A 21,469-nucleotide genomic window follows, 5' to 3' on the forward strand; every position below is an offset into this window, starting at 1 on the left:
AGGGGGAAAAATGTTTCAATTTAGCCTTTTTAAAGCTTCTGACGGTGTTTTTCCTGATAGGCCGAGGGAGTAAGGCCAAATTCTTCGCGAAATACTTTGGTAAAATATTTGGGATCCGTAAAGCCGACCTGGTAAGCAATTTCAGCGATGGACCATTGTCCGGTTTCGAGCATATGCTGAGCCCGTTGCAAACGGATGCTTCGAATAAACTCCACGGGAGTCTTACCTGTCAGGTCAAAAATCCGGCGGTACAAGGTCGCCCTGCCTAAAGCAAACGCTTCCCCAAGTCCTTGTACTGAGAGGTTTGAATTGCCCATGTTGGCCTCGACATAGGTCAGCACTTTCGTGATCCATTCATTATCGAGGGAAGCCATATCCAGTTCGCTGGCAGCCACCGAGACCTGTTTTTGGTAGGTTTGCTTAAAACGGTCCTGTTGTGCCAGCAGGTTTTTCATTTTTGAGAGCAGCACTTCCATGCGAAAAGGCTTGGTAATATAATCGTTGGCACCCATTTCGAGGGCCTGCAACTGACGCTGTTCGGAATTTACCACCGTCAACAGGATAAAAGGAATAAAAGCTGTCCGTTTATCTTCCTTAATTTTCTGACAGAGCTCGGCACCATTCATTTCGGGCATATTGAGGTCGCTGACAACCAGATCCGGATGTTCGGCAAGCGCCTTCTGCCAACCTTCCTTTCCATTGCAGGCAACGATAACCTGAAAATAAGGCTGAAGAAATTCGCGCATATAATTGCGGTAATCCTCGTTATCTTCAACCAGTAATACCGTTTTGTGTAAGGAAAACGCTGTACCGGCCTCTCCAGTTAGCCCATTGTCTTGCAATGCTGTGGCATGTTCTTGTATGGCGTGTAAAGGCAGCCTCAGTACGAACGTACTCCCATGGCCGACTTCGCTTTCGACACGCAAGGTTCCATTGTGCAGCCTGGCAAACTCACGGCTGATGGCCAATCCAATGCCACTTCCCTGATTGATCATATTTTTGGGCAGTTCATTCTGAAAAAAGCGTTCAAAGACCTGTTCCAATCTGTCGGGGGCGATACCTATCCCAGTATCACTGACGCGAACTTCAAGCCTATCGCCGGCTGTGGTGTCGACGGACAAGAGCACCTTGCCACCTTCGGCTGTAAACTTGAAGGCATTTGTCAACAGGTTAAATAGGATCCGTTCCATTTTATCGGGATCCAGCGCTGCCCAAATCTCCTCGCCCGAAGTTTCGAAGGAGAACTGTACCTGTCGTTTTTCTGCGAGATCCAAAAACGACTCGTAGACTTCTTTACAAAACCCAAAAACCCGAAGGTCCTTTTTATGCAGATGTAGCTCACCAAGTTCCAGTTTACGAAAATCCAGCAGCTGGTCGACCAAATTGAGCAGACGCCGAGCATTTCGATGGATCAATCGGAACTGCCGATGCTCATTTTCCGGAAAAGGCTGATCCAGCAATTTTTCTACCGGCGTAAGAATCAAAGACAGCGGAGTTTTAAGCTCATGACTGACATTGGTAAAAAAGTGAATTTTCATCGCATCAAGCTCCTGTCTACGCAACTGTTCCTGTTCCTGTTGTTCCTGCCTAAATTTCAAGCGGGTACGGAGTATGATCCGATATCGCGCCCAGAGTAGCCCCAATATGATGACCAAGCCATAAAAAGCATATGCCCATGGACTTGCCCAAAAAGGAGGCATTATCTCAATTTCGAGTTTAGCATATACCGGATTTGCATCTCCGCTTTCTTCGGTACGCACCACAAGTGTATATTTGCCGGGTGCTAATCCTGTAAAACTTATCTTTCGGTTAGTGCCATCCACCGTAACCCACTGTTCGTGCAGCCCCTGCATCTGGTAACTGTAACTTATCTTTCCAGCATCGACAAAATTGAGTGCCGCAAATTGGATAGCAAATGCATTCTGATCATATTTTAAAGCAAGCTTAGTAGTCATTGAAATACTTGCTGACAGAATCAGGTTACCATTGTATCGTTCACCCGGACGTACGCTATTGTTAAACAGCTGTAGGTCTGTAAACAGCAACGGATAACGATGACCTTTAGATTTATCGTCCGGCGGAACGAACAGGTTAAACCCATTGCTTCCACCAAAGACCAATTCACCCGCCTTGGTGATAAATGCGGCATCGTCATTGAAGACATTTCCTTGAAGCCCGTCTGTCTCATCGTAATTACGAAAGGACAGTTGGAGACCACCTTTTAAATAAAGTGGCGAGATCTTGGACAAACCGTTGGGCGTACTCGCCCAAATATTGTTCTGACGATCTCTGATCAAACGCAAGATCGTCTGATGGGGCAACCCATCGGCTTTATGGTATTTGAAAAACTTTTTCTTTTCGGGATCATAAATCGATAGCCCATCCCGTGTTGCTATCCAGATAAATCCCTTTGCATCCTCGATGATATCCAAGACAGTAGTATTACACAGACTATTTTCTACACCCTGTTGGTAATTGAAATGCTGCAGGAATTTTCTATGCTGATCATACAATTCGATACCTGCCGAACCACCCACCCAGAGGTTCCCTTTATGGTCCTCCATGATCGCATTGACCGAAAAATTGAATGGATGTTTGTAGCGGTAATCCACAAAAGTATTCGTACGGCGGTCCAAAAGCTGCATTCCCTTATTTAATGTCCCCACCCATAAGCGTCTTTCACGATCCTCAAATATTTCCCATACATTATCCTCCGATAAGCTGCTGGAGACTTTACTGTCGTGCCGATAGTAAGTAAATCGCTGCCCGTCGTAGCTATTCAGCCCCCCAAAATAAGTACCTATCCATAGCTTGTTGTCACGGTCGACATACAAGCTCGCTATAATATTGCTCGAAGGTCCACTCCCATTCTCTGCCTGTAGATATGTTGTAAACGACTTTGCTGTCCGATCATAGTATAACAAGCCACGTCCATTGGTGCCGATCCACAGATTTCCACGTTTATCCTCGGCAAAGCAATTGACATCGTCAAAAGGTAAGCTTTTGGGATTGTTGGGATCGTGACGGTATTGCGGAAAAGACGACTTTATTTCACTATAAGAATTGATGCCCGCTTTGAAGGTCCCCATCCAAATCGTCCCCGAAGGATCTTTAAACAGCGACTGAATAGCATTTCCGGGCAACATATCCTTAAAACCAAAATCATTTGAAATATAACTGATCGCGCCCTTTTGTTTATCGACGAGGTTGATTCCGCCGTGATCAGTAGCAATCCAGACCTTTCCTTGATCGTCCTGTACGATGCCGTTGACAATATCATTATTCAGTTGGAATTGCCCCTGCTTTCGGTCGAGACTCAACCATTTGTTATCTTTAGACCGCAACCAGTATACCGCATTTGCTTTGCCAGGCACATAGATCCAGGCGTCATCCTGGGCATCCAAAAATAGCTGGTAGGCCTGCTCGGTATTGCTTGCGGGCACATGCAGGCGTCTGAGCAGTTTATTATCCGAATAACGTCGTATCTCGACTGTTCCATCCGCATACAACATCCAGCTATGCTGTTTCGAGTCAAATGCCAGGGATGATACCTCATTGCTATAAAGCGGTTCACGGTGGCTTTGCGTACTTAAGAATATGGATTTTTTCTCTTTGTTACTGTATTTATAAACCCCCTCGCCAGGATAGATAAACCAGAAATTCCCTAGGGGATCGGCGACAATGGTTTTAAACCATTCGTGCGGCAATCCGAGCTGGGTCAACCACCGCTTTGGTTTGGATTCAAATTGTTCGTTGAGAGGATTGTATCTATTCCAACCTTTGGGGGTATAGATCCACAGTGAATGGAGCGGTCCTTTAACTATTTTATCGATATAGTTATCATTGATACTGGTCGTATCCTTTTCATCATGTAAAAATACCTTAAAATCATAACCGTCGAAGCGATTCAGTCCCGAAGCCGTACCAAACCACAGGAATCCACTTTGATCTGTCGCGATAGCGATCACGCGGCTGTTGGATAGTCCGTTTTTGATCCCCCTGTTGTTGAAGAAATAGCTTGTTTCCTGTGCCGGGAGAGTAATACACAGCATGGTTATCACCAAAGAAAACAATAGACGACAATAAACCATCAAAAAAAGAGATCTTTTCAATTCAGCCAATACTTTTAAATAGGGGAAACGCTAATTACTTATTTTCCATATTAGGATTGTCAAAGATACGTTTATTCCGTTACATCGTATGAACTAAACTTTTTTCGGGCTACGTTTACACGCAATAATTTAGCAGAAAAAGTCAACCTATGACCTTTCAAAAAGTGTGCTACTTGGATCTTAATTGATCACATTGTTCGCCCTAAACTGAAACAGATCGAATTTTAGGAAAGAATGGACGAATCGTAAACCATCACTAGGCGGATATAAATTGGACGAATAATTGCTTAATTGAGATTTACATATTTGTATAAATAAAAAGCCGATCCACATGAAAAAATTTATTATCGTATTCAGTCTATCCTTACTTACGTTAACCGTTTCGGCACAGAAGAAAAAGAAGAAACAGGGTCCACCACCCGTGGTGAAACCTATCCCCGAGCCACCAAAGGTGATCGAACAGGCGGGTACTTCGGAAAGCATGCCTGCGGCTATGATATCCATGCCCATGCGGGCTGCTGATCAGGTGCGCATCAAAAAGACGGATGGGCAAGAACTCAATCTGGAGAACCTGGAGGAATTAGTAAACACAGACCTAGCTCAGGTAAAAACCTTATTCCTGGGTTCTTCCATCTCTGGAAAGAAGCTCAGCAGCGAAATCCTGCAAAAGATTATGGACGAAGGCAATCAAATGGAGTCACTGGAAATTAGCAATCTAGACATCAGCACATTTCCTGAAGTCACAGCCGCCCATCCTAAACTTAAAAAGATTGCGTTAAGCAGAAATAATCTCAGTGTACTTCCGGAAAGTATTTCCAATCTGACAGCGCTGGAAGAATTCGACTGCAATAATCCATTGAGGAGTCTGCCGGCATCCTTTGCACAACTCAAAAACTTAAAACAGCTCGGGCTCAACGGGAATCTGTTCAGCACTTTTCCCAAAGAAATTTTTAGTTTGAACAAGCTGTCTTTCCTATACCTTTCGGGCAATTACAAAGGGGAGTCCAAGCTGACAGATATGCCCGATCTATTTGAGCAGTTGCCCGAACTAAAAGAACTCGGCATAGAACATGCGGGGCTATCGACACTGCCAAAATCTATTGCTACATTAAAAAAACTAGAAAAAGCCAATTTTTCTTTCAATCAATTTACAAGCTTCCCTGCCGCATTGTACAATAATCCCAAACTGGTGTTTGTACCATTTACAAATAATCCCCTGCAATGGGAACCGTTTTTGGCTTCTGTCAAAAAAATAAAATGGAGCGGTCTCTTCTTTTTGAACGATACAGGGCTTAGCAAAAAACAGTACGAGCAGGTACAGCAAATCCTGAGCAAGACGGATGTCTATTATGATGAGATGAATGATTAAACCCTTTTAAGTAAGCCCAAAAGATAATTTTTGGGCTTACTTACTAGTTTTCATATTCTTAATTCAGCGAAAATTTTGAAGAAGTGCGTTTTGAAAGATTAATTTCTAATTTCCCATAGTTTCCTTCATATGTGGGCGAATCAAAAGAAATTATAGGATAGTACCTAAAAAAATCCTTAAGAGATTTATTATTCTTTAAGAAGATATTTACGTCAACAAGTACACTATCCGAATTACTATAAACTTTCAATTGTTTGTAAAATGCACTATTACCATCTTTATTTTTCAAAATTGATGTTAGAACAGAATCAATAAAAATTAAATCTCTTTGATTCAGATTATAACTATTATCAAAAACAGAATCCTTTGGAGCATTGAAAATTGCATAATCATGAAACCTCTTTTGATCGAAATAATTCGTACTATACGTGTTCCCTTTTTGTAACCGTAGTCTCCTAAAGAAACTATCCCCTATATATAAGTCCATAAAGCCATTTCGTAATGAAGCCTTATCAACCTGTTTAAAACCGGGAGTAAAGAAGAAAGTATTTCCATCTATTCTAGTTTTACCCGTAACAGTATTCTCTGCCAACAATAGCGGATTTTCTTTAGGATCGATTAATTCCAACGTAACAGAATTAAGACCTATAGAGTAGTCAATTACCCGATATGAGGAATCTTCTCGTATTTCAACAACGTAATCTGCAGCACCAAACATATCACTATTGACTGTTATAGCCTTAACCAAAACATGGTCTTTAGAGGTTCTATTACAAGAAACTGTAAAAATTAATACGACCATGCAAATAAACGCAGTTAATCTCATTATTTCCCCCATTTTAATTGAACCGACATACCCCTCGGCGGATTTCAACCATTCTCTTATATTCGTCATTACTTTGGCCATATACTATAAAGCAAACAAAAAAACTTAAAATTATTAGCATCATTTTCTTCATCTTTTACCGCGTTAATGTAGATAAATCATTATTAAACATAAATACTCTCTTTTCTACAGGGCCACCTGAAGTAAATAACAAAGCCCATCTAGCAGCATTGCGCCCTGTTTCATTTGTTTCGTTCAATGAATTGCTCCTTTATCTCCGATACTACATCCGAAAAATCTTTCCACTCCAAATGCGAATAAATATCGTTGACCACACCTATCTTACTGAAAACTGAGTTAAAATAGCCCTCATTTAATATAGCTTGGAGAGCTGCATGAATCCCCTGATAAGAAAGCTCTTTTACAATAAGCATATCTGTAGACCAAAAATAAATTTCACGATTTTTCTCCATCAGTTTAGCGATATTAGTCAACGTAAACAATGTTCCAAAATAAACATCATCATTCTCCAAAATAATATTGACGTCAAGGTTATCATCATATACATCGATAACTTGATAAGGAGCAGGAAATCGAACTTTAAATTTCATAACCTTCTTACTTTTTTACAAAATATCATCCAAAACTATATCTGTATCAGTTAATTATTTTCGTTCAACGGAACAAAAACTATTCGGCTTATAATTATCCTCGTCAAGGGAAGTATTCATAAGAAGACAAAAATAAAAGCAGAAAGAAGTTTGTTTTCCCCGATCAATATCGGTTTTATAAATTTCGCCATTAGCTGGTAATTTATAAAGAAGAACGCTGTATAGCCTTTGGTTTCACCCCAAAATGTTTCTTAAAACTAGCCGAAAAATGCGCAGGATTATTATAGCCTAAAAATCGTGAAATTTCATTTACTGGGCGATCTCCCTGAGCAAGTAATCTTCTGGCTTTTTGCATTCTAACCTTAGTAACGTAGCCATAAATAGTGGTCCCGTAGCAAAGTTTGAAATATTTTTTCAAATAGTTTTCATTCGTTCCCAATTCAGCAGACAATTGCGATAAAGAAGGCGGCTCCGTTAATCTGCTTTCAATTATTTTTTTTGCCCTGGCCATGAGTTTTTTCATCTCGGAACTCATATTATTAGCCGTACGGTGCGCCCTATTACTTAGTTTATGCTGATCAAATGTCCGTGCCAACAACTCAAGAATCTTGCTAAAACAAAATAGATGCTTCCATTCTTTATCAAGCTCCAGATCAATCAATTCGGCTATAATCCTCCTTTGCTGTACGCTTAACAAGATTGAATCGTCAAACAGGATGCCCGACCGCGACGATTCTAAAAGCTTATGAAGCTTGGCCAGAAAAGGGCTTTCCTGTGTCAAAAATGACTCGAATAAGGAGACCGGAATATTGACTTCAACAAAACTTTCCGCAGGCCGATGATGCCATAGCCCTACTATCCGAGGTCCTGCAAACAGATAACACTGAACATGGCCAGGTGAAGAATTTCCCAGTAGATTTCCATCTACATAATACTGTCTGTCGCTATTTAAAGCAAAAAAAACATGAATATAAGGGACCGCATTCTCGATACAGATATAACCGTCGCTATCAGATGTTAATTCGCCATGCATCATGTGAATTCCCTGAGGTACTACGATCTCGGAGACTTCCATTTGCGAAGAATACTGCTTCAATGATTTTTTCCGAAATTGAAAAGGATGATGCATAAAGGTTCGGATATCAAACGAATAAATGGGCGGTGTATCTGCCATTTCCCGCTCCACCTGTTCATCGGGCGACCATGATTCACCCAGATAGGCATTATTGGAAAGGACTTTTTCTAAACTATCTGAAGACATGCCAATCTATAAAATTCCCGAATTGCATATTTTTTCTCCCACAAATATAAGTTTAATCATCGAATTTTGACGCTTATTAAGATTAAATTTAAATAAGATGCGAAAATTACCTATGCTCGTCGCAGCGATATGGAGTCTACAACTCACACAAGCGCAAGAAAAACAGCTTCTCAATGGAACAGTTCTAGATGAATATAATACGCCACTAGCTGGCGCTACGATATCTGTACTTAAAACTAACCAGCATACCGCAACAGACAATCGTGGCCAATTTATATTGTCTACATTAGCCAAAGGAACTTATGATATCCGAATTAATGCAATCGGTTACAAAACCATTAAACAGAAGATATCAATAGACCCAGCACATCCGACGACCTTGTCATTTCCGATGTCCCGTGAAGAGGAGTCTTTACAAACCGTGGAAATCTACGGGCGCAAGGAAAAATCCTATCGGAACACACAGTCTTTTATCGGAAGTAAGACCGAAACTAAATTGCGCGACCTCCCGCAGTCTGTTTCGTATGCGACAAAAGAGCTAATCGCAGACCAAGGACTGATGCGCGTAGGTGAAATTGTCAAAAATTTCAGTGGTGTTAACCAATTTACCTTCTATGATGATATTACGATACGCGGTTTTCGGATCAACGGCGGATCCAATACCCAGCTGGTTAATGGTATGCGTACAACAACAGGATTTTGGAAACAGCCCCTAGCCAATTATCTGGAACGGGTAGAAGTATTAAAAGGTCCCTCTTCGGCACTGTTTGGTAATGCCAGCCCTGGCGGTGTTGTCAATCGTGTTACAAAAAAACCACTTGATGAGGCACGCAAATCGTTGCAATTTTCTGTGGGAAGTTTCAACAACCTGCGGGCGCTTGCCGACTTTACGGGCCCTATGACTACCGATAAAACCCTGTTGTACCGCCTCAACATTGGCTATGAAAATGCACAAAGTTTTAGGGATTTACAGTTCGACAAAAACTTGGTCCTGGCACCTTCATTTTCCTTTATTCCTTCAGAAAATACCCGTATCAATTTTGATATGGTCTATAATGATTCGAAATCAAGGCTCGATAGAGGGCAATCCGTCTTTGCCAACGGCGATCTCTATTCGACACCTATAAGCCAATCCATGAGTACGGCCAATGATTTTCTGAATGAGCAGACCTATATGGTGACCGCTTCCCTGAATCACCGTTTCAATGAGAAGTTGAGCTTTAATGCTTCCTACATGAAAACAGGCTATGCAGAAGACCTTTCTGAACATCGATCAGCCAATGCCTATGCTGTGGACGGGAAAGGAGCCAATATTGAAAATATGGTGGCAAGACAGGTTTTCATCCGAAACAGAAAAAGATTTGTTGATAACATCACCGCTTTCTTCAATTACAATGTCAACACGGGTAGGCTCGCACATAAACTCATTGCCGGTTATGACTATGCACAAGAGGTATTACCGGTGGGTGGTTCACAGCTGACAGCAAGTGGCTACAGAAATAAAGACAATACAGGAACCATTGCACGATTTGACCCAAAAAAAATAGGCGATTATCTGCTCGACAAAAATGGCAACCCAGTACCCAATGTTTCCAGTTTTGATCTCAGCAATCCATTGAAAAGCCAGCAGTTGCAAGATGGCAGCAAATATTTTTATGCATCGACACTGGTTGCACCGACGTATTATCATCTGAATGCAGTTTATCTGCAGGATCAGCTCACTCTGGGCCCTATCCAGTTATTGCTGGGGCTTAGGTATGAGAATTACAAGGATATCGCCAATTATAAAACAGATCAGTCGGAGAATGTTCATCAAGATGTTATACTGCCGCGCTTTGGAGCAGTTTACACCATCAACCCACAGATCAATCTATATGGAACTTACGTAAAAGGCTATAATCCGCAGACAGCTTCGGCACTGGCAAACCCTAATGCCGGAGGTCCATTTGATCCACTCGAAAATGACATGACTGAATTTGGGTTAAAAACAGCCTGGTTGGACGGAAAACTCCAGGCAAGTACAGCTATCTATCAGATCAATCAGAAGAATACGCTTTACCCCGCCCCCACTGCCGAAAATGCAGATTTAATGGAACAAATCGGAAAAGAAAGATCTAAAGGGATAGAGTTTGATATTCAGGGCCAAATTCTCCCGCACTGGAGTGTTATTGCTTCCTATGCCTACAATGACGCCAAGATTACCGAAGGTGGAAATAATGAAGAACTGAACAGACAAAAACCAAATGCACCTCAAAATACGGCAAACATCTGGACCAGATTCTCCATTCCTTCCGGAAAAGCAAAAGGCTTGGGAATCGGCGTCGGGGCCAACTATGTGGATAAGCGAAACCTTTCCCTTAACCAGAACCAGACAATTCCTTCTTACAGTTTACTGAACGCAGCATTATATTATACCATTGGAAAAGTACAATTGCAGGCCAACTTTAATAATATTACCAACAAAACACATTGGGTCGGAGGTTACGATTATATTCGTCTATTCCCAGGTGCACCACGTAATTTCCTATTTACCCTAGGCTATACCTTTTAATCATGAAAGTAAAAAACATGATCTTGTTTTTACACCGCTGGATCGGACTATTATCCGGTCTGGTGGTTTTTATCGTGAGCATTACAGGGGCGATCTTTGTCTTTGAGAAAGAACTGTTTGCATTATTTCATCCCAGCTACGTAAAGGTAGATGTACCTGAAAAAACAAGCACTCTTCCTCTTTCGCTATTGAAAGCCAATGCACAGCAAGTCGCGGCACATCCCATTAATATTATTCGTATACCGACCACAGCTGACCATCAGGAAGCCTATATTTTTGAATCCCTTAAACGTCGTCCTAAAAATGATATCGTGGGTATATTTGTAAATAGAGAAATCATCTATTGGGACCGTATTTTTGTAGATCCCTACAGCGGGCGCGTTTTAGGAAAAATAGACGTTGAGACAAACTTCTTCTGGATTGTAAGGCAGATCCACCAATTTCTTTATCTCCGGCGCGACGTAGGGAGCACGATCGTAGGGAGCAGCGTCCTGCTGTTTATCATTACGCTAATTTCGGGACTTTTCCTGTGGTGGCCAAAAAACCGGAAGGTAGCTGTAAAGCGGTTAAAAATAGATTTTAGCGCGAAGTGGAAACGTCTCAATTATGATCTTCATCAAGTACTTGGCTTTTATGCATTTTTAATCGCGATGGTCATTGCATCAACCGGTTTGGTCTGGTCCTTCAAGTGGTGGGAAACAAGCATCTACTGGCTTATGGACGGTAAGCGGCCCAATACGAAAATAGAAGAACCAAAAATTCAAGGCAGCGTGGTGCCAGAATCGCGTATAGCACCTTTAGACCTGATATGGTCTGACGTTTTGAAAAAGTACAGTACACATCAGGGCGCTTTTATCAGTTTGGTTCCTGAAGCCAGTCAAGCTAACGTAAATATCTATACAAAAGGAAATACCTGGTGGTCGGCCTCCGATGCCTATGCCTATGACCTTCGAAATGGAAGTGGATACTACAAACGCCTACAAAATGATAAAACGCTGGGCATGAAATGGCGAAACTCCAATTATGATATTCATGTCGGAAAAATAGCTGGGCTAACAGGCATGTGGATTGCATTTGTGACTAGTTTAATCTGTGCGTCCTTGCCAGTCACAGGATTCTACATTTGGTATGGCAGAAAATTTAAAAAGAAGAAATCGCTCTTATAACATACCGTTTTCCAGACAACTCGTCATTCTGGCTAGCAAACTATATGGAATCTGTTTCGCTTTTTTCATTTCTGACTTCTCATTTTTAAATATATTTTCATAATACTATATTACGAAAGCTTATTTCTTACGATGTCTATTGTGAAGACTTACCATTTTGACTGTTTCTAATTTCCATTATTGCAATCAATACGCGATGAGAACCTATGATTTCAAGGACTGAAATGTCCATCCATTTTCTATTCTACGCAAACTCCTGTGATTCTTCCCGATGGATAGATTCCATTTATCCAAAAATCAGGTTTATAATATCCAAATACGGTTGCTTGATTGCTAAACCATTCGTATTTTCCATCATTAAGAGGAACTTTGAACTTTTTTATTCCATTTATTCTCAGTCCCATTAACCATTCTCGGTAGATCTTAAAAACTTGACTAACCTTTTGCTGGCAATCATTAATTTCTTTTTTCTCTTTTCTATCAAATAATACAGGAAAAGGGCAATAATTTGGAGCATAAGAAGAAACTACTAAATTAGTAAATAGGTATAATGCATCTATTTGAGTAGTGTAAACTATAGTTTTAGGCCTTTTAAACTTCTTTGAACCATAGTTACAAACCTTTTTTGAACAAATAGAAGTATCGCCTTCAAAACTTAGTAATTCCTCTAATATCGCTATTTTTTCCTCATCGCTAAATTCATTAAACCAAATGCCATTACTATATTCTCACGTCACAATAGGCAATTCGTTCTTATTTTTAGGAATTAAACAGAGCTTGTATCCTTCAATAGGTACTCCGTCTGAAAGTGAACAACTTTTACTGAATGCTTTTACTACATATCGATTATAGACCTGACTATATATAGAACTTCCGCAAAGTATAGCCATGGCTATGCTGAGAAATAAATATGTTAATGTTTTCATTTTCTAATGCTTTTGTATTGTGCCAACAACTAAATTTATTCTTTCATTTAAACTGGCCCCTCTCCGATCATTCAATCACCGAATAGGTTTAGTAACCAAAGCTTGTCTATCAGCATTGGCCTTGTTACATTAGTTTCATTCAATGGATTACACCTTCAGCCCATATTACATCCGAAAATACGCGAACGATCCAATACTTTTAAAACGAACGGAAGTTCACTCGATGAAATATCAATATTCGAAGAATACGAGCCTTCTTCCTTAAAATACTTAAAAAGATCCCTGTACAATAATATTCTTAAGCATTCCTATGGTAAGCTTTTTCTTCTGGCCCACATCCCTTTTCAAAAACAATAAGTTAAAAATATCAAAAGACGGCTCTGGATGAAAAAAATCATCCGCTTTGTTACCATTGGTCTTAATATTAAAAGTTGTACAAAAGTCTTCGAAAAATTCATAGCCATCCTCTCCGGAAATACCTAAATCCCCCTCAATCTCCATCTCATCCGACAGACCGGCTATTTCATGTTTACCTAAATGTCGTTCCAGAAAGTTAATCCATTTATTATGCATAATATTTCGCGTTAACGTCACGGATCGTTCTACGTCTCCGTAAACAGTTTTCATATAACAAACCGTAAAATTATCATAATAATTATCCTATGACTCGGAACCAAAGCAAAAACATCAAAATACCGAAGGTAAGTGCTAAAATGAGGTTTTTTATATTTAGCTTTTCGCTCTGGTATATTTCTTTATCAGGTAATCCAAATAAAGCACAACATCAACTTATCACTCTCAGCATAGTTATTAATTTTTAATTTTCAACAATTCGGCCCTTGCATTCCTAAAAGGGGAATGCTCAACAAAAATTGTATGATCAATTTTTTCAAGGTTAAATTTCGCATTATGCCGATCCACCTTGAAAAAGTCCAAATCTGTTAGCAGATATACATCTTCATTTAAATTTTCATGAGACGGAAACCACTCATAAGAATAGACATCCCTACCCTTGTAAACAAAAATTAAACGAGCACCAACATCTTTATAATTCCTTAAATTAAAACCTAAAATTTCATTTATTTCATCTAAAGAATACTTTCCACTAAAATAATAGACGGTGTCCCAATCAAATTCAAACGCTTTATCCATATTCAGAACGCATCCATTATTTGTCTTACATTGCTGAAATTCTCGCATCACCGTATTATCAAATTTAGGATCTTGGGAACAGCCCAGCAGAAAAAAGACCAACATAAATAAATACCCTTGGAACTTTTGTTTGATTGTCCCATTACATTCCTGATCGGTAAAATAATTTTTCAGCAGACCTAGTTGCTGCTTCAAGTCTAACTTCATTTGCATAACTTCCGACAACTAATTTGACTAAAATCAAGCCCTAATTACACTATAGTGCTCTATTAACGAACCTAACCAAAAAATTCAACTATTTGAACCCCATCTTTTGATAGAAAATCTGGCTCTCTTCTCGAGCTAATTTCGACAGTTTGTGATTGACATTAACTTTTTCTGCCTTATATTTCTTTAAGTTACTAATCATCACTATGTAAGCCTGCAAAAGCTCATCAGGGCCCGTATTTTGATGATCTATTACACGTTTGATTACTGTACCGTTTCTAATAAATGATATGGAATAGTGTAAAGATGGGCCTGTGCCTCCGCCAATATATTCAGACTTTAAAGAGCCGACATCCAAACGATCGTATGCATGAAATATACGATCAACCATTTTCTGATTAAATCGATAAGCTGAAAGTTCTTCCTGACTATTTTGATAATAGTAATTGCCTTGTCTGTCAAAATATAATGATTCATCAACACATGTGTACCCAACACCTACAAATACTTTAGAAAAAAATATTCCATCAAAACTATTATTTTTTGAACTCGAAGGTCTGCAATATGCGACATCATAGTTCATATTTTGATCAAATAATATCAGGCTGTCTTTTGTCAGATTTTTTATCAGGTAGATATGCCAGCTCTTTCGTTCCACATCCCAAATCCGTAAAGAATCTTTTTTAATATCAAAATTGGTACGGAATCCTGTCGTCATACCATCGCAAACATTCGACTCGCTTTTTCGATAAAATGCACAGCTCATATTACACGAATCCATACGAAATTCAAAACCACAATTATCTCGGATTTTTGAAATCACTCTTCCCGAACCAATATCCGGTAGGCTTGCCGTATCGAAAACCCAACTCCCCTGTATATTTTCTATTGATAGTCTTTCATTATTTCCGGTGCAGGATACGATGAACATACCCATAAATACACTAAAAATGAGCAAAAAACGATTTATTATGCTATACATGCTTTACTCTCGGTTATTCTACAAATAAGATTAAGGTTATAAAGTCCCATCTCCAAGACTGACCTTATCATTTAAATCAATTATTTTTATTCAACGGAACAAAAAAACTATTCGGTTCATAATCATCTTCATCAAGTGAAAAACCTTTTAAATAGAACAGATAAGCGATAGAATATTTTGTATCAAGAGGACTGAGAAACTCATCTTTCAAGCGAAAGATAACCGATCCAGGAATACGGGACGTAAATCGTTCAATAGCTTCTGAAATAGGTTGTTCAACGTATTTTAATACTTCCGGATCTTGATTAAAAATCCCATATTTATCAACTATTTCGGCTATAAAAGCTTCATCTTGCGGATTCGTTAAAAGATTATTAAGAAATTGAGAAAAACTTATCTCGGTATCCATATTTTCCTTAAAATAGTTTCTAAACCACAGTAAGCGCCCCATAAAAAGTCTATTCTCTTTTGTTTTTCCGTATACAAAAAGTAGATCATTTCGATCGTAAAAAAATTCACTACTATCGCTTAAAACAAACGTCCTAATGCTTGCGGATTTGTCCAATATGTCTGCGTCTTCTCTAGAAAAGCTAACTTCATTAGGACGAGGATCTATTGAAGCCGCTTTCTTGTTGTCAGAATGACAACTACAAAAAAAAGCTGATAAACAAACTAGTAGTAACAATCGTAATCCCATACGCTCCTATTTATATTTTACATCGACTTCACAATAAGTTTTTGGTGGATCTGATGAATTTTTTATGGCCTTATATTTATGTTTATCCAAAAATGCTGAATTTCCAGATAAATAGATCAGGTCGACCTTTTCAAAATAATTGTAATAGTCAATCAGCGATCTGATTTTATCTCCAAAATCCTTATCCTGAAACGTGACGATGCCGTTTTTGCCCTTATAAAAAATATCGTTATCATTATTAATTAACAAGATATCGTCTTTAGAAGTAATCAGGTAAATTTTATAATCGCCATAGGGATACATTTTATTGTCATCGTGATTAACGGTATCTCCCTGGGTTCGATATTTATTTAATATCGTTTTATACAACTTGTTCCATTCGGCACTATCTAATAGTTTATCATGGACCTTTGCAACAGCATCGTAATCAAATATATTTTGTTGAAAAGTTGAAAAGCTAAATTTGTCATCTTGGATAAGTCCATTTTCAAAGATAACTTTTATATAAGCACTGTCTGTCCTAGATGCGCTGTCTATCTTGTTATTTTCAACAACAGGTCCATTGCAGCTTGATATAAGCAGCAGGCAACTTATCATGCTGGCTAGCAAACAAATGTAGAATCTGTTTCGTTGTTTTCATTTCTGGCTGCCCATTTTTAAATATATTTTCATAATGCTATGTTACAGAAGTTTATTTATTACGATGTTTATTGCACTGACTTTCCATAATTATGCTTGGATTAATGCCTTTCCAAATTCCATCCAGTTGGTTTATCTTCCAGATCTGTGATGTCAAGCCCATTGATTAGTGTATAAAGTGGCTCTTCAGGAAAATTATTCATCCGCAATAGAATCAGCTTGTCGTATTCTTCGTTGTAATAGTAATAGTCAATGTCTGGATGTTTTTTCCAAAAAATAGTTGACGAAATTAATTCTTCATTGGTCATGAGGTCTTTATTTAATAATATGCTATCGGGTTATTCGGTATCATAAGAATCTATTTCGATCCAATTGCTTGACGTTATAATTCTCCCATTTCCCTTATTTTTTAGATATAAGTGCAATTTCACCTTCCTATCTGCGGTCGAAACTCTCAATTCGTCCTTTCCTACAGTAAATCGATATGAAATAATACTGTCCTTTTTCAATTCCAATTTGAATTCCTCCAAAAATGCGCAGTTTGGCAGTACAGCCGGTACATCCATTCCTTCTGGAAAAAACTGTCCTGACAATAACCTGATTTTATTGTCTGTATTTTCAACAATAATTTGGTTATGTTTTAACGCACCTGGATTCTTCGTTTTATAAAATACGGTGGCGTCTTCCCAATAATCAGGACAGCCAGTTGCAAACATTCGCTGATCTAATTTTAATATTGTATCCATTTTTGATTTGAACTCCAACCTTACAAGATAATCATTCCCCGTTTTTCTAATCGATGTTTTTAAACATATAGGATCTTCACATTTTTCAACAGATTGACAAGACGATAAAACACCTAATAAGGCAATATTTAAAAGTAGAAATATTTTCATAATGCTATGTTACGGAAGTTTATTTCTTACGATGTTTATTGTGCTGACTTTCCATATTTAAAATTGACTTGGTCTAAAATAAATTGCGGCACTTACTTATCCATGCTATTTCCATAAGCTGTCCATCGTACTCATTACTATTTTTTCAATAGTTCGGACAGATCCTATACGGAAGTTCCTCTATAGGGCTTTAATAGAAAAGAATCCGACTTATTTTCAGAGACAACTTTGCGCAGCAGCTTTTCATCCGTACTTAATAAATCGATATTCAGATGATCCAATACTTTTATCACGGAAGGCAATTAACGATGTGAGATATCAATATTCGAATAGAACAAGTCCACTTCCTTATACAATCCATAGGGATAAGAGATCAAGTCTTTTGATAGCTCCATCAAAAGATCTTCGCTACAAATCAATGCACCTCTAAAATTAGCTTCAACGGGAGTTATACGATCTATTCAGCTTATTACCATAACTTTCTTCATATTCATTCCACCGCTTTACCGTTTTTCCATTTATGAGATAACCGTCACAAGTTAATTCTATGTCAATCCGAGCGGTATCGAACATCTTTTTTGTTTTATGGACTTCAATAATGGGAACGCCCTTCCGTTTAACAATGGTATCACCTAAATTACAAAAAGAAGTCACTTGGTAAAACCACCTACCAGGCAGTAATTGTACGGTATCTCTTTTGGTAATAGGATCAACTCCAATAAGGATAAAATCTTCAAACTTTATCTTAGGTTTTTTTAAAAGAATAATATTAGCCTCGGGACTTTCAGCATATTGTTTAGTTTCTTCACAATTATTTGGATCACTACATCCAATAGCTAGCAAGATGAGTATACTATATATTACTTTCATATTTATTAATTTGTCTGTGATAATGAAATTGTCGTAGTTTTACCATAACCTGCACCGACGCCTTTACCCAGGGAAAACTTATGTGCCCTATCAGGATCTATTTTGCCGTCGGACCTTAGCGGCATTGAATAAGTCCCCATAATTCCGCTCCCAAAAGAGAAATCGTAAGTTTCGCCAGGTAAGTAAACAAGGCCCTTACCCATTATAGATAGGCTTATGAAGATCTATTCTTATTGTGAATGATGCTTTTTATCATAACTTTCCTGAAATTTATTCCATTGATCATAAGACATCCCATTCATTAAATAATCGCCACAAGTTGAAGTAAGATCAAATCGTCTCAAATCATATTTCATTCTTGTTTTATGAAGTTCAATAATAGAAGTCCCCCTACGTTTAACAATAGTATCTCCCAAATCACATAAAGGCTTTAAATGAACAAACCATCTGGATGGAAGAAATTGAACAGTATCTCTGTTTGTACTAGGATCAACTCCAATAAGAATAAAGTCTTCAAGCTTTACTTTAGGTTTTTTTAGAAGGATTATATTAGTCTGAAGTCCATTTATATACTCCATATATTTCTCACAACCGTCATTAGAAGACGTTGTGCATCCTGTTAAAGCGATTAATGCGATACCATAAATTATTTTCATTTTAATTTGTTTGAAATAACGAATTAACTCTTACTTTGAATAAATATTATTACCGTAACTTTCCTCAAATTCATTCCACTGCTCTATCGTTTTTCCGTTTATGAAATAATCAATACAATTTAATTCTACGTCAATCCGAGTGGTATCGAACATCTTTTTTGTTTTATGAACTTCAATTATTGGAACGCCTTTCCGTTTAACAATGGTATCACCTATATCACAAAAAGGTATAACATGGTAAAACCACCTACCTGGCAGCGATTGTACAGTATCTCTTTTTGTACTAGGATCAACACCAATAAGGATAAAATCCTGATACTTGATCTTAGGTTCTTTTAAAAGAACAACATTAGCCTCGAAACTTTCAGCATATTGTTTAGTTGTTTCACATCTATTTGAATCATTACATCCAATAGTTAGCAAGATGAGTATACTATATATTACTTTCATATTTATTAATCTGTCTGAAATAATGAAATTGTCGTAGTCTTACCATAACCTGTACCAACGCCTTCACCCAGGGTAAACTTATGTGCCCTGTCAGGATCTATTTTGCCGTCGGACCTTAGCGGTATTGAATAGGTCCCCATAATTCCGCTCCCAAAAGAAAAATCGTAAGTTTCGGCAAGTATGTAAACAAGGCCATTACTCAAAATAGTTAAGGGCTTATGAGTATTGATTCTTACTGTGAATGATGCTTATTATTATAATTATTATAACTTTTCTGAAATTCATTCCATTGATCTAAGGGCTTTCCATTCACAAGATAATCGGTACAAGTTAATTCTATATCAAATCGTGTGGTATCGTATTTCATTTTTGTTTTATGAACTTCAATTATAGGAACACCTTTCCGTTTAACAATGGTATCACCTAAATCACATAAAGGTTCCACATTCACAAACCACCTGGCGGGCAGCAGCTGCACAGTATCTCTTTTTGTACTAGGATCAACTCCAATAAGGACATAGTCTTCAAATTTGTGTTTATTTTTTTTTAACAGAATAATATTAGCCTCAGAACTTTCAGCATATTGTTTAGTTTCTTCACATCCATTGGGATCATTACATCCAAAAGTTAATAATAGTAGTATGCTATAAATTGCTTTCATTTTTAATTTGTTTGAAATAACTCTTCCCTGTTAATGATACCTCAAAATAAAAAATGCAACGGTTTTTATGGCTCTTTTGCTTAACCAAATTTATAAATTTATTGACAGAGAAAATTATAAATACGCATCATTATTGGGAAATCAATGGCGGGTGATAACTAGACAATGCTATTCACCGAACTCCATGTAAGTGTAGCTTATTAGATTTGCGCATACCAATTTTTTATGTTCGGTATTGTATATAAAATAAATGGACTGACAAAAGTAGCTACTACCAAATCATAGAAAAAAGAAAAGGCAAATACAGACCCCAGTGAAAAAATCAACGTAAAAATAAAAGAGAGAAGTATATATAAACCAGTGTTAATTAAAGCCAGCTTTATCAATACATTTTTAAACCTTATCTTATCATATATATAATACATAAAAAAACACCACGGGGGAAAGTAAAATATTAAACGTAACGAATTTACTTCGGTAGCTCCTCTTATTGCGTGCCCAAGATTTAGTTGACTATCGTGCTTAAAAAAAAATTCAATAGAAAACAAAAGAACACAAATAATATATTCAATGGTTAACAATAAAAACCCAAGCGATATAATTCGCACACTTCTTCTCATATTTTGTTAAGCTAGTCTACTATAAATTATTTTCGTGCCTATTCCTCTCTCAGAAATCATACTCACATTAAATGATCCAGAATTAAAGAATGAAGTGTTTTTTTTGGCCTTTTTTTTACTGAAGCAAATTTATAACTTTATTTACTTGGAAAATAAAAAATGTAACCATTACTGAAGATCTAGCTCAATTCACCAACAAACAATGATATTCTTCATAGTTGATAATATAATATACCAGTTGGCGATCCTAAAACCGCTTCAGCAGATTGGAATATTGATATAGCAAAATTAGCGATAAGCATATGAAAAACTTCGACAGAAACGGAAACGAGTACAAAATGAAACCCCAATTAGGAACCTATGTTCCTTTGGTTGGTATATTTTCTATTATGACCCTAGTTGGGTTCATCAAAATGCCGGAATCCCCTTTCAAATGGTGGATGCTGGGAGTTGTCGTAATCTTGATGATTTCCCTGCTTAGAGCCTATTTTATCATTGACATGGACAGAAGGGAAATGCGCGTCCGAAAGGGACTTTTGGGCAAAGAGGTGACTGTTCCGCTGGAAAGCCTACAGGGATTTACAATCCATAAACTCAAACAGTACGGCCTCATCACCGTGAGTGTATCGCTTCACGCCCGTTACCTAAATGAAGAGGGTAAAGAAAAGAAGGTGCAGCTCGCACAGCATTATTTTACAAGACCGATACAGCGAATATGTAATGAGATCGACGAAATCATTGCTGAAGATCATAATGGATAAATTAAAAGCAGTTTTCAGGCGCATCCCCTCTCATTGAGTTTTCTTTAAACCCCATT

The 21,469-nt window shown here is 38.0% G+C and carries 21 protein-coding genes; 4 read left to right on the top strand and 17 right to left on the bottom strand.

Going from position 1 to position 21,469, the window contains the following annotated elements; all coding sequences use genetic code 11:
- Positions 1-29: 29 nt before the first annotated feature.
- Positions 30-4,052, bottom strand: a complete 4,023-nt coding sequence (locus BGP15_RS16680) for a hybrid sensor histidine kinase/response regulator transcription factor (protein ID WP_286770188.1) — start codon at positions 4,050-4,052, stop codon at positions 30-32.
- A gap of 391 nt (positions 4,053-4,443) precedes the next feature.
- Here BGP15_RS16680 and BGP15_RS16685 point away from each other — a divergent pair, with 391 nt between their 5' ends.
- Positions 4,444-5,481, top strand: coding sequence for a leucine-rich repeat domain-containing protein (locus tag BGP15_RS16685; protein WP_286770189.1), 1,038 nt, complete (start codon positions 4,444-4,446; stop codon positions 5,479-5,481).
- Positions 5,482-5,539: 58 nt separating this feature from the next.
- Here the strand turns inward: BGP15_RS16685 and BGP15_RS16690 are convergent, their stop codons facing one another.
- The 3 genes from BGP15_RS16690 to BGP15_RS16700 all read right to left on the bottom strand — a co-directional run bounded on the left by BGP15_RS16690 (position 5,540) and on the right by BGP15_RS16700 (position 8,179).
- Positions 5,540-6,388, bottom strand: a complete 849-nt coding sequence (locus BGP15_RS16690) for a hypothetical protein (RefSeq protein ID WP_286770190.1) — start codon at positions 6,386-6,388, stop codon at positions 5,540-5,542.
- 161 nt (positions 6,389-6,549) lie between these two features.
- Positions 6,550-6,918 (bottom strand): hypothetical protein, encoded by a 369-nt coding sequence (locus tag BGP15_RS16695; protein WP_286770191.1) that lies wholly within the window; start codon positions 6,916-6,918, stop codon positions 6,550-6,552.
- A gap of 202 nt (positions 6,919-7,120) precedes the next feature.
- Positions 7,121-8,179, bottom strand: coding sequence for a helix-turn-helix domain-containing protein (locus tag BGP15_RS16700; RefSeq protein WP_286770192.1), 1,059 nt, complete (start codon positions 8,177-8,179; stop codon positions 7,121-7,123).
- A gap of 97 nt (positions 8,180-8,276) precedes the next feature.
- Here BGP15_RS16700 and BGP15_RS16705 point away from each other — a divergent pair, with 97 nt between their 5' ends.
- Together BGP15_RS16705 and BGP15_RS16710 are read left to right on the top strand one after the other, a co-directional pair.
- Positions 8,277-10,730, top strand: coding sequence for a TonB-dependent receptor (locus tag BGP15_RS16705; protein ID WP_286770193.1), 2,454 nt, complete (start codon positions 8,277-8,279; stop codon positions 10,728-10,730).
- Between the two features lie 2 nt (positions 10,731-10,732).
- On the top strand, positions 10,733-11,896 hold the full coding sequence (locus BGP15_RS16710; protein WP_286770194.1) for a PepSY-associated TM helix domain-containing protein: 1,164 nt from the start codon (positions 10,733-10,735) through the stop codon (positions 11,894-11,896).
- A gap of 1,196 nt (positions 11,897-13,092) precedes the next feature.
- On the opposite strand, the gene BGP15_RS16715 is transcribed toward BGP15_RS16710, so the two are convergent.
- From BGP15_RS16715 to BGP15_RS16775, 13 genes are all read right to left on the bottom strand, one after another.
- The gene (locus BGP15_RS16715; protein WP_286770195.1) at positions 13,093-13,449 is read right to left on the bottom strand and encodes a DUF1493 family protein; all 357 of its coding nucleotides are present in this window, start codon (positions 13,447-13,449) and stop codon (positions 13,093-13,095) included.
- Between the two features lie 183 nt (positions 13,450-13,632).
- Entirely contained in the window at positions 13,633-14,187 is a 555-nt protein-coding gene (locus BGP15_RS16720; RefSeq protein WP_286770196.1) for a hypothetical protein, read from the bottom strand.
- Between the two features lie 82 nt (positions 14,188-14,269).
- On the bottom strand, positions 14,270-15,163 hold the full coding sequence (locus BGP15_RS16725) for a hypothetical protein (protein ID WP_286770197.1): 894 nt from the start codon (positions 15,161-15,163) through the stop codon (positions 14,270-14,272).
- Positions 15,164-15,239: 76 nt separating this feature from the next.
- Positions 15,240-15,860 (bottom strand): hypothetical protein, encoded by a 621-nt coding sequence (locus BGP15_RS16730; protein ID WP_286770198.1) that lies wholly within the window; start codon positions 15,858-15,860, stop codon positions 15,240-15,242.
- Positions 15,861-15,866: 6 nt separating this feature from the next.
- On the bottom strand, positions 15,867-16,457 hold the full coding sequence (locus BGP15_RS16735) for a hypothetical protein (RefSeq protein WP_286770199.1): 591 nt from the start codon (positions 16,455-16,457) through the stop codon (positions 15,867-15,869).
- 143 nt (positions 16,458-16,600) lie between these two features.
- Positions 16,601-16,807, bottom strand: a complete 207-nt coding sequence (locus BGP15_RS16740; protein WP_286770200.1) for a hypothetical protein — start codon at positions 16,805-16,807, stop codon at positions 16,601-16,603.
- A gap of 30 nt (positions 16,808-16,837) precedes the next feature.
- A complete protein-coding gene (locus tag BGP15_RS16745) occupies positions 16,838-17,395 on the bottom strand; it encodes a hypothetical protein (RefSeq protein WP_286770201.1) in 558 nt (185 codons plus the stop codon).
- Between the two features lie 438 nt (positions 17,396-17,833).
- On the bottom strand, positions 17,834-18,265 hold the full coding sequence (locus BGP15_RS16750; protein WP_286770202.1) for a hypothetical protein: 432 nt from the start codon (positions 18,263-18,265) through the stop codon (positions 17,834-17,836).
- A 5-nt stretch (positions 18,266-18,270) separates the two neighbouring features.
- The gene (locus BGP15_RS16755) at positions 18,271-18,468 is read right to left on the bottom strand and encodes a hypothetical protein (RefSeq protein ID WP_286770203.1); all 198 of its coding nucleotides are present in this window, start codon (positions 18,466-18,468) and stop codon (positions 18,271-18,273) included.
- 27 nt (positions 18,469-18,495) lie between these two features.
- Positions 18,496-18,921, bottom strand: coding sequence for a hypothetical protein (locus BGP15_RS16760; RefSeq protein WP_286770204.1), 426 nt, complete (start codon positions 18,919-18,921; stop codon positions 18,496-18,498).
- 30 nt (positions 18,922-18,951) lie between these two features.
- A complete protein-coding gene (locus tag BGP15_RS16765; protein ID WP_286770205.1) occupies positions 18,952-19,371 on the bottom strand; it encodes a hypothetical protein in 420 nt (139 codons plus the stop codon).
- Positions 19,372-19,376: 5 nt separating this feature from the next.
- The gene (locus BGP15_RS16770; RefSeq protein ID WP_286770206.1) at positions 19,377-19,574 is read right to left on the bottom strand and encodes a hypothetical protein; all 198 of its coding nucleotides are present in this window, start codon (positions 19,572-19,574) and stop codon (positions 19,377-19,379) included.
- A 29-nt stretch (positions 19,575-19,603) separates the two neighbouring features.
- On the bottom strand, positions 19,604-20,032 hold the full coding sequence (locus BGP15_RS16775; protein ID WP_286770207.1) for a hypothetical protein: 429 nt from the start codon (positions 20,030-20,032) through the stop codon (positions 19,604-19,606).
- 922 nt (positions 20,033-20,954) lie between these two features.
- Here BGP15_RS16775 and BGP15_RS16780 point away from each other — a divergent pair.
- Complete coding sequence (locus BGP15_RS16780; protein WP_286770208.1) at positions 20,955-21,413, top strand: hypothetical protein; 459 nt, start codon at positions 20,955-20,957, stop codon at positions 21,411-21,413.
- Positions 21,414-21,469 lie beyond the last annotated feature (56 nt).

Origin of the sequence: Sphingobacterium sp. 40-24, from assembly GCF_001899705.1 — a bacterium.
In the GTDB taxonomy this organism is placed as follows: domain Bacteria; phylum Bacteroidota; class Bacteroidia; order Sphingobacteriales; family Sphingobacteriaceae; genus Sphingobacterium; species Sphingobacterium multivorum.

Excerpts from the sequence above, each read along its gene's own strand:
- BGP15_RS16735 (WP_286770199.1), bottom strand. The coding sequence starts at position 16,457 with ATGATAAGTTGCCTGCTGCTTATATCAAGCTGCAATGGACCTGTTGTT.
- BGP15_RS16720 (WP_286770196.1), bottom strand. The coding sequence starts at position 14,187 with ATGCAAATGAAGTTAGACTTGAAGCAGCAACTAGGTCTGCTGAAAAAT.
- BGP15_RS16760 (WP_286770204.1), bottom strand. The coding sequence starts at position 18,921 with ATGAAAATAATTTATGGTATCGCATTAATCGCTTTAACAGGATGCACA.
- BGP15_RS16710 (WP_286770194.1), top strand. The coding sequence starts at position 10,733 with ATGAAAGTAAAAAACATGATCTTGTTTTTACACCGCTGGATCGGACTA.
- BGP15_RS16780 (WP_286770208.1), top strand. The coding sequence starts at position 20,955 with ATGAAAAACTTCGACAGAAACGGAAACGAGTACAAAATGAAACCCCAA.
- BGP15_RS16755 (WP_286770203.1), bottom strand. The coding sequence starts at position 18,468 with ATGGGTAAGGGCCTTGTTTACTTACCTGGCGAAACTTACGATTTCTCT.
- BGP15_RS16685 (WP_286770189.1), top strand. The coding sequence starts at position 4,444 with ATGAAAAAATTTATTATCGTATTCAGTCTATCCTTACTTACGTTAACC.
- BGP15_RS16705 (WP_286770193.1), top strand. The coding sequence starts at position 8,277 with ATGCGAAAATTACCTATGCTCGTCGCAGCGATATGGAGTCTACAACTC.
- BGP15_RS16700 (WP_286770192.1), bottom strand. The coding sequence starts at position 8,179 with ATGTCTTCAGATAGTTTAGAAAAAGTCCTTTCCAATAATGCCTATCTG.
- BGP15_RS16695 (WP_286770191.1), bottom strand. The coding sequence starts at position 6,918 with ATGAAATTTAAAGTTCGATTTCCTGCTCCTTATCAAGTTATCGATGTA.
- BGP15_RS16730 (WP_286770198.1), bottom strand. The coding sequence starts at position 15,860 with ATGGGATTACGATTGTTACTACTAGTTTGTTTATCAGCTTTTTTTTGT.
- BGP15_RS16750 (WP_286770202.1), bottom strand. The coding sequence starts at position 18,265 with ATGAAAGTAATATATAGTATACTCATCTTGCTAGCTATTGGATGTAGT.
- BGP15_RS16715 (WP_286770195.1), bottom strand. The coding sequence starts at position 13,449 with ATGAAAACTGTTTACGGAGACGTAGAACGATCCGTGACGTTAACGCGA.
- BGP15_RS16765 (WP_286770205.1), bottom strand. The coding sequence starts at position 19,371 with ATGAAAGTAATATATAGTATACTCATCTTGCTAACTATTGGATGTAAT.
- BGP15_RS16745 (WP_286770201.1), bottom strand. The coding sequence starts at position 17,395 with ATGAAAATATTTCTACTTTTAAATATTGCCTTATTAGGTGTTTTATCG.
- BGP15_RS16725 (WP_286770197.1), bottom strand. The coding sequence starts at position 15,163 with ATGTATAGCATAATAAATCGTTTTTTGCTCATTTTTAGTGTATTTATG.
- BGP15_RS16690 (WP_286770190.1), bottom strand. The coding sequence starts at position 6,388 with ATGGCCAAAGTAATGACGAATATAAGAGAATGGTTGAAATCCGCCGAG.
- BGP15_RS16740 (WP_286770200.1), bottom strand. The coding sequence starts at position 16,807 with ATGACCAATGAAGAATTAATTTCGTCAACTATTTTTTGGAAAAAACAT.
- BGP15_RS16680 (WP_286770188.1), bottom strand. The coding sequence starts at position 4,052 with ATGCTGTGTATTACTCTCCCGGCACAGGAAACAAGCTATTTCTTCAAC.
- BGP15_RS16775 (WP_286770207.1), bottom strand. The coding sequence starts at position 20,032 with ATGAAAGCAATTTATAGCATACTACTATTATTAACTTTTGGATGTAAT.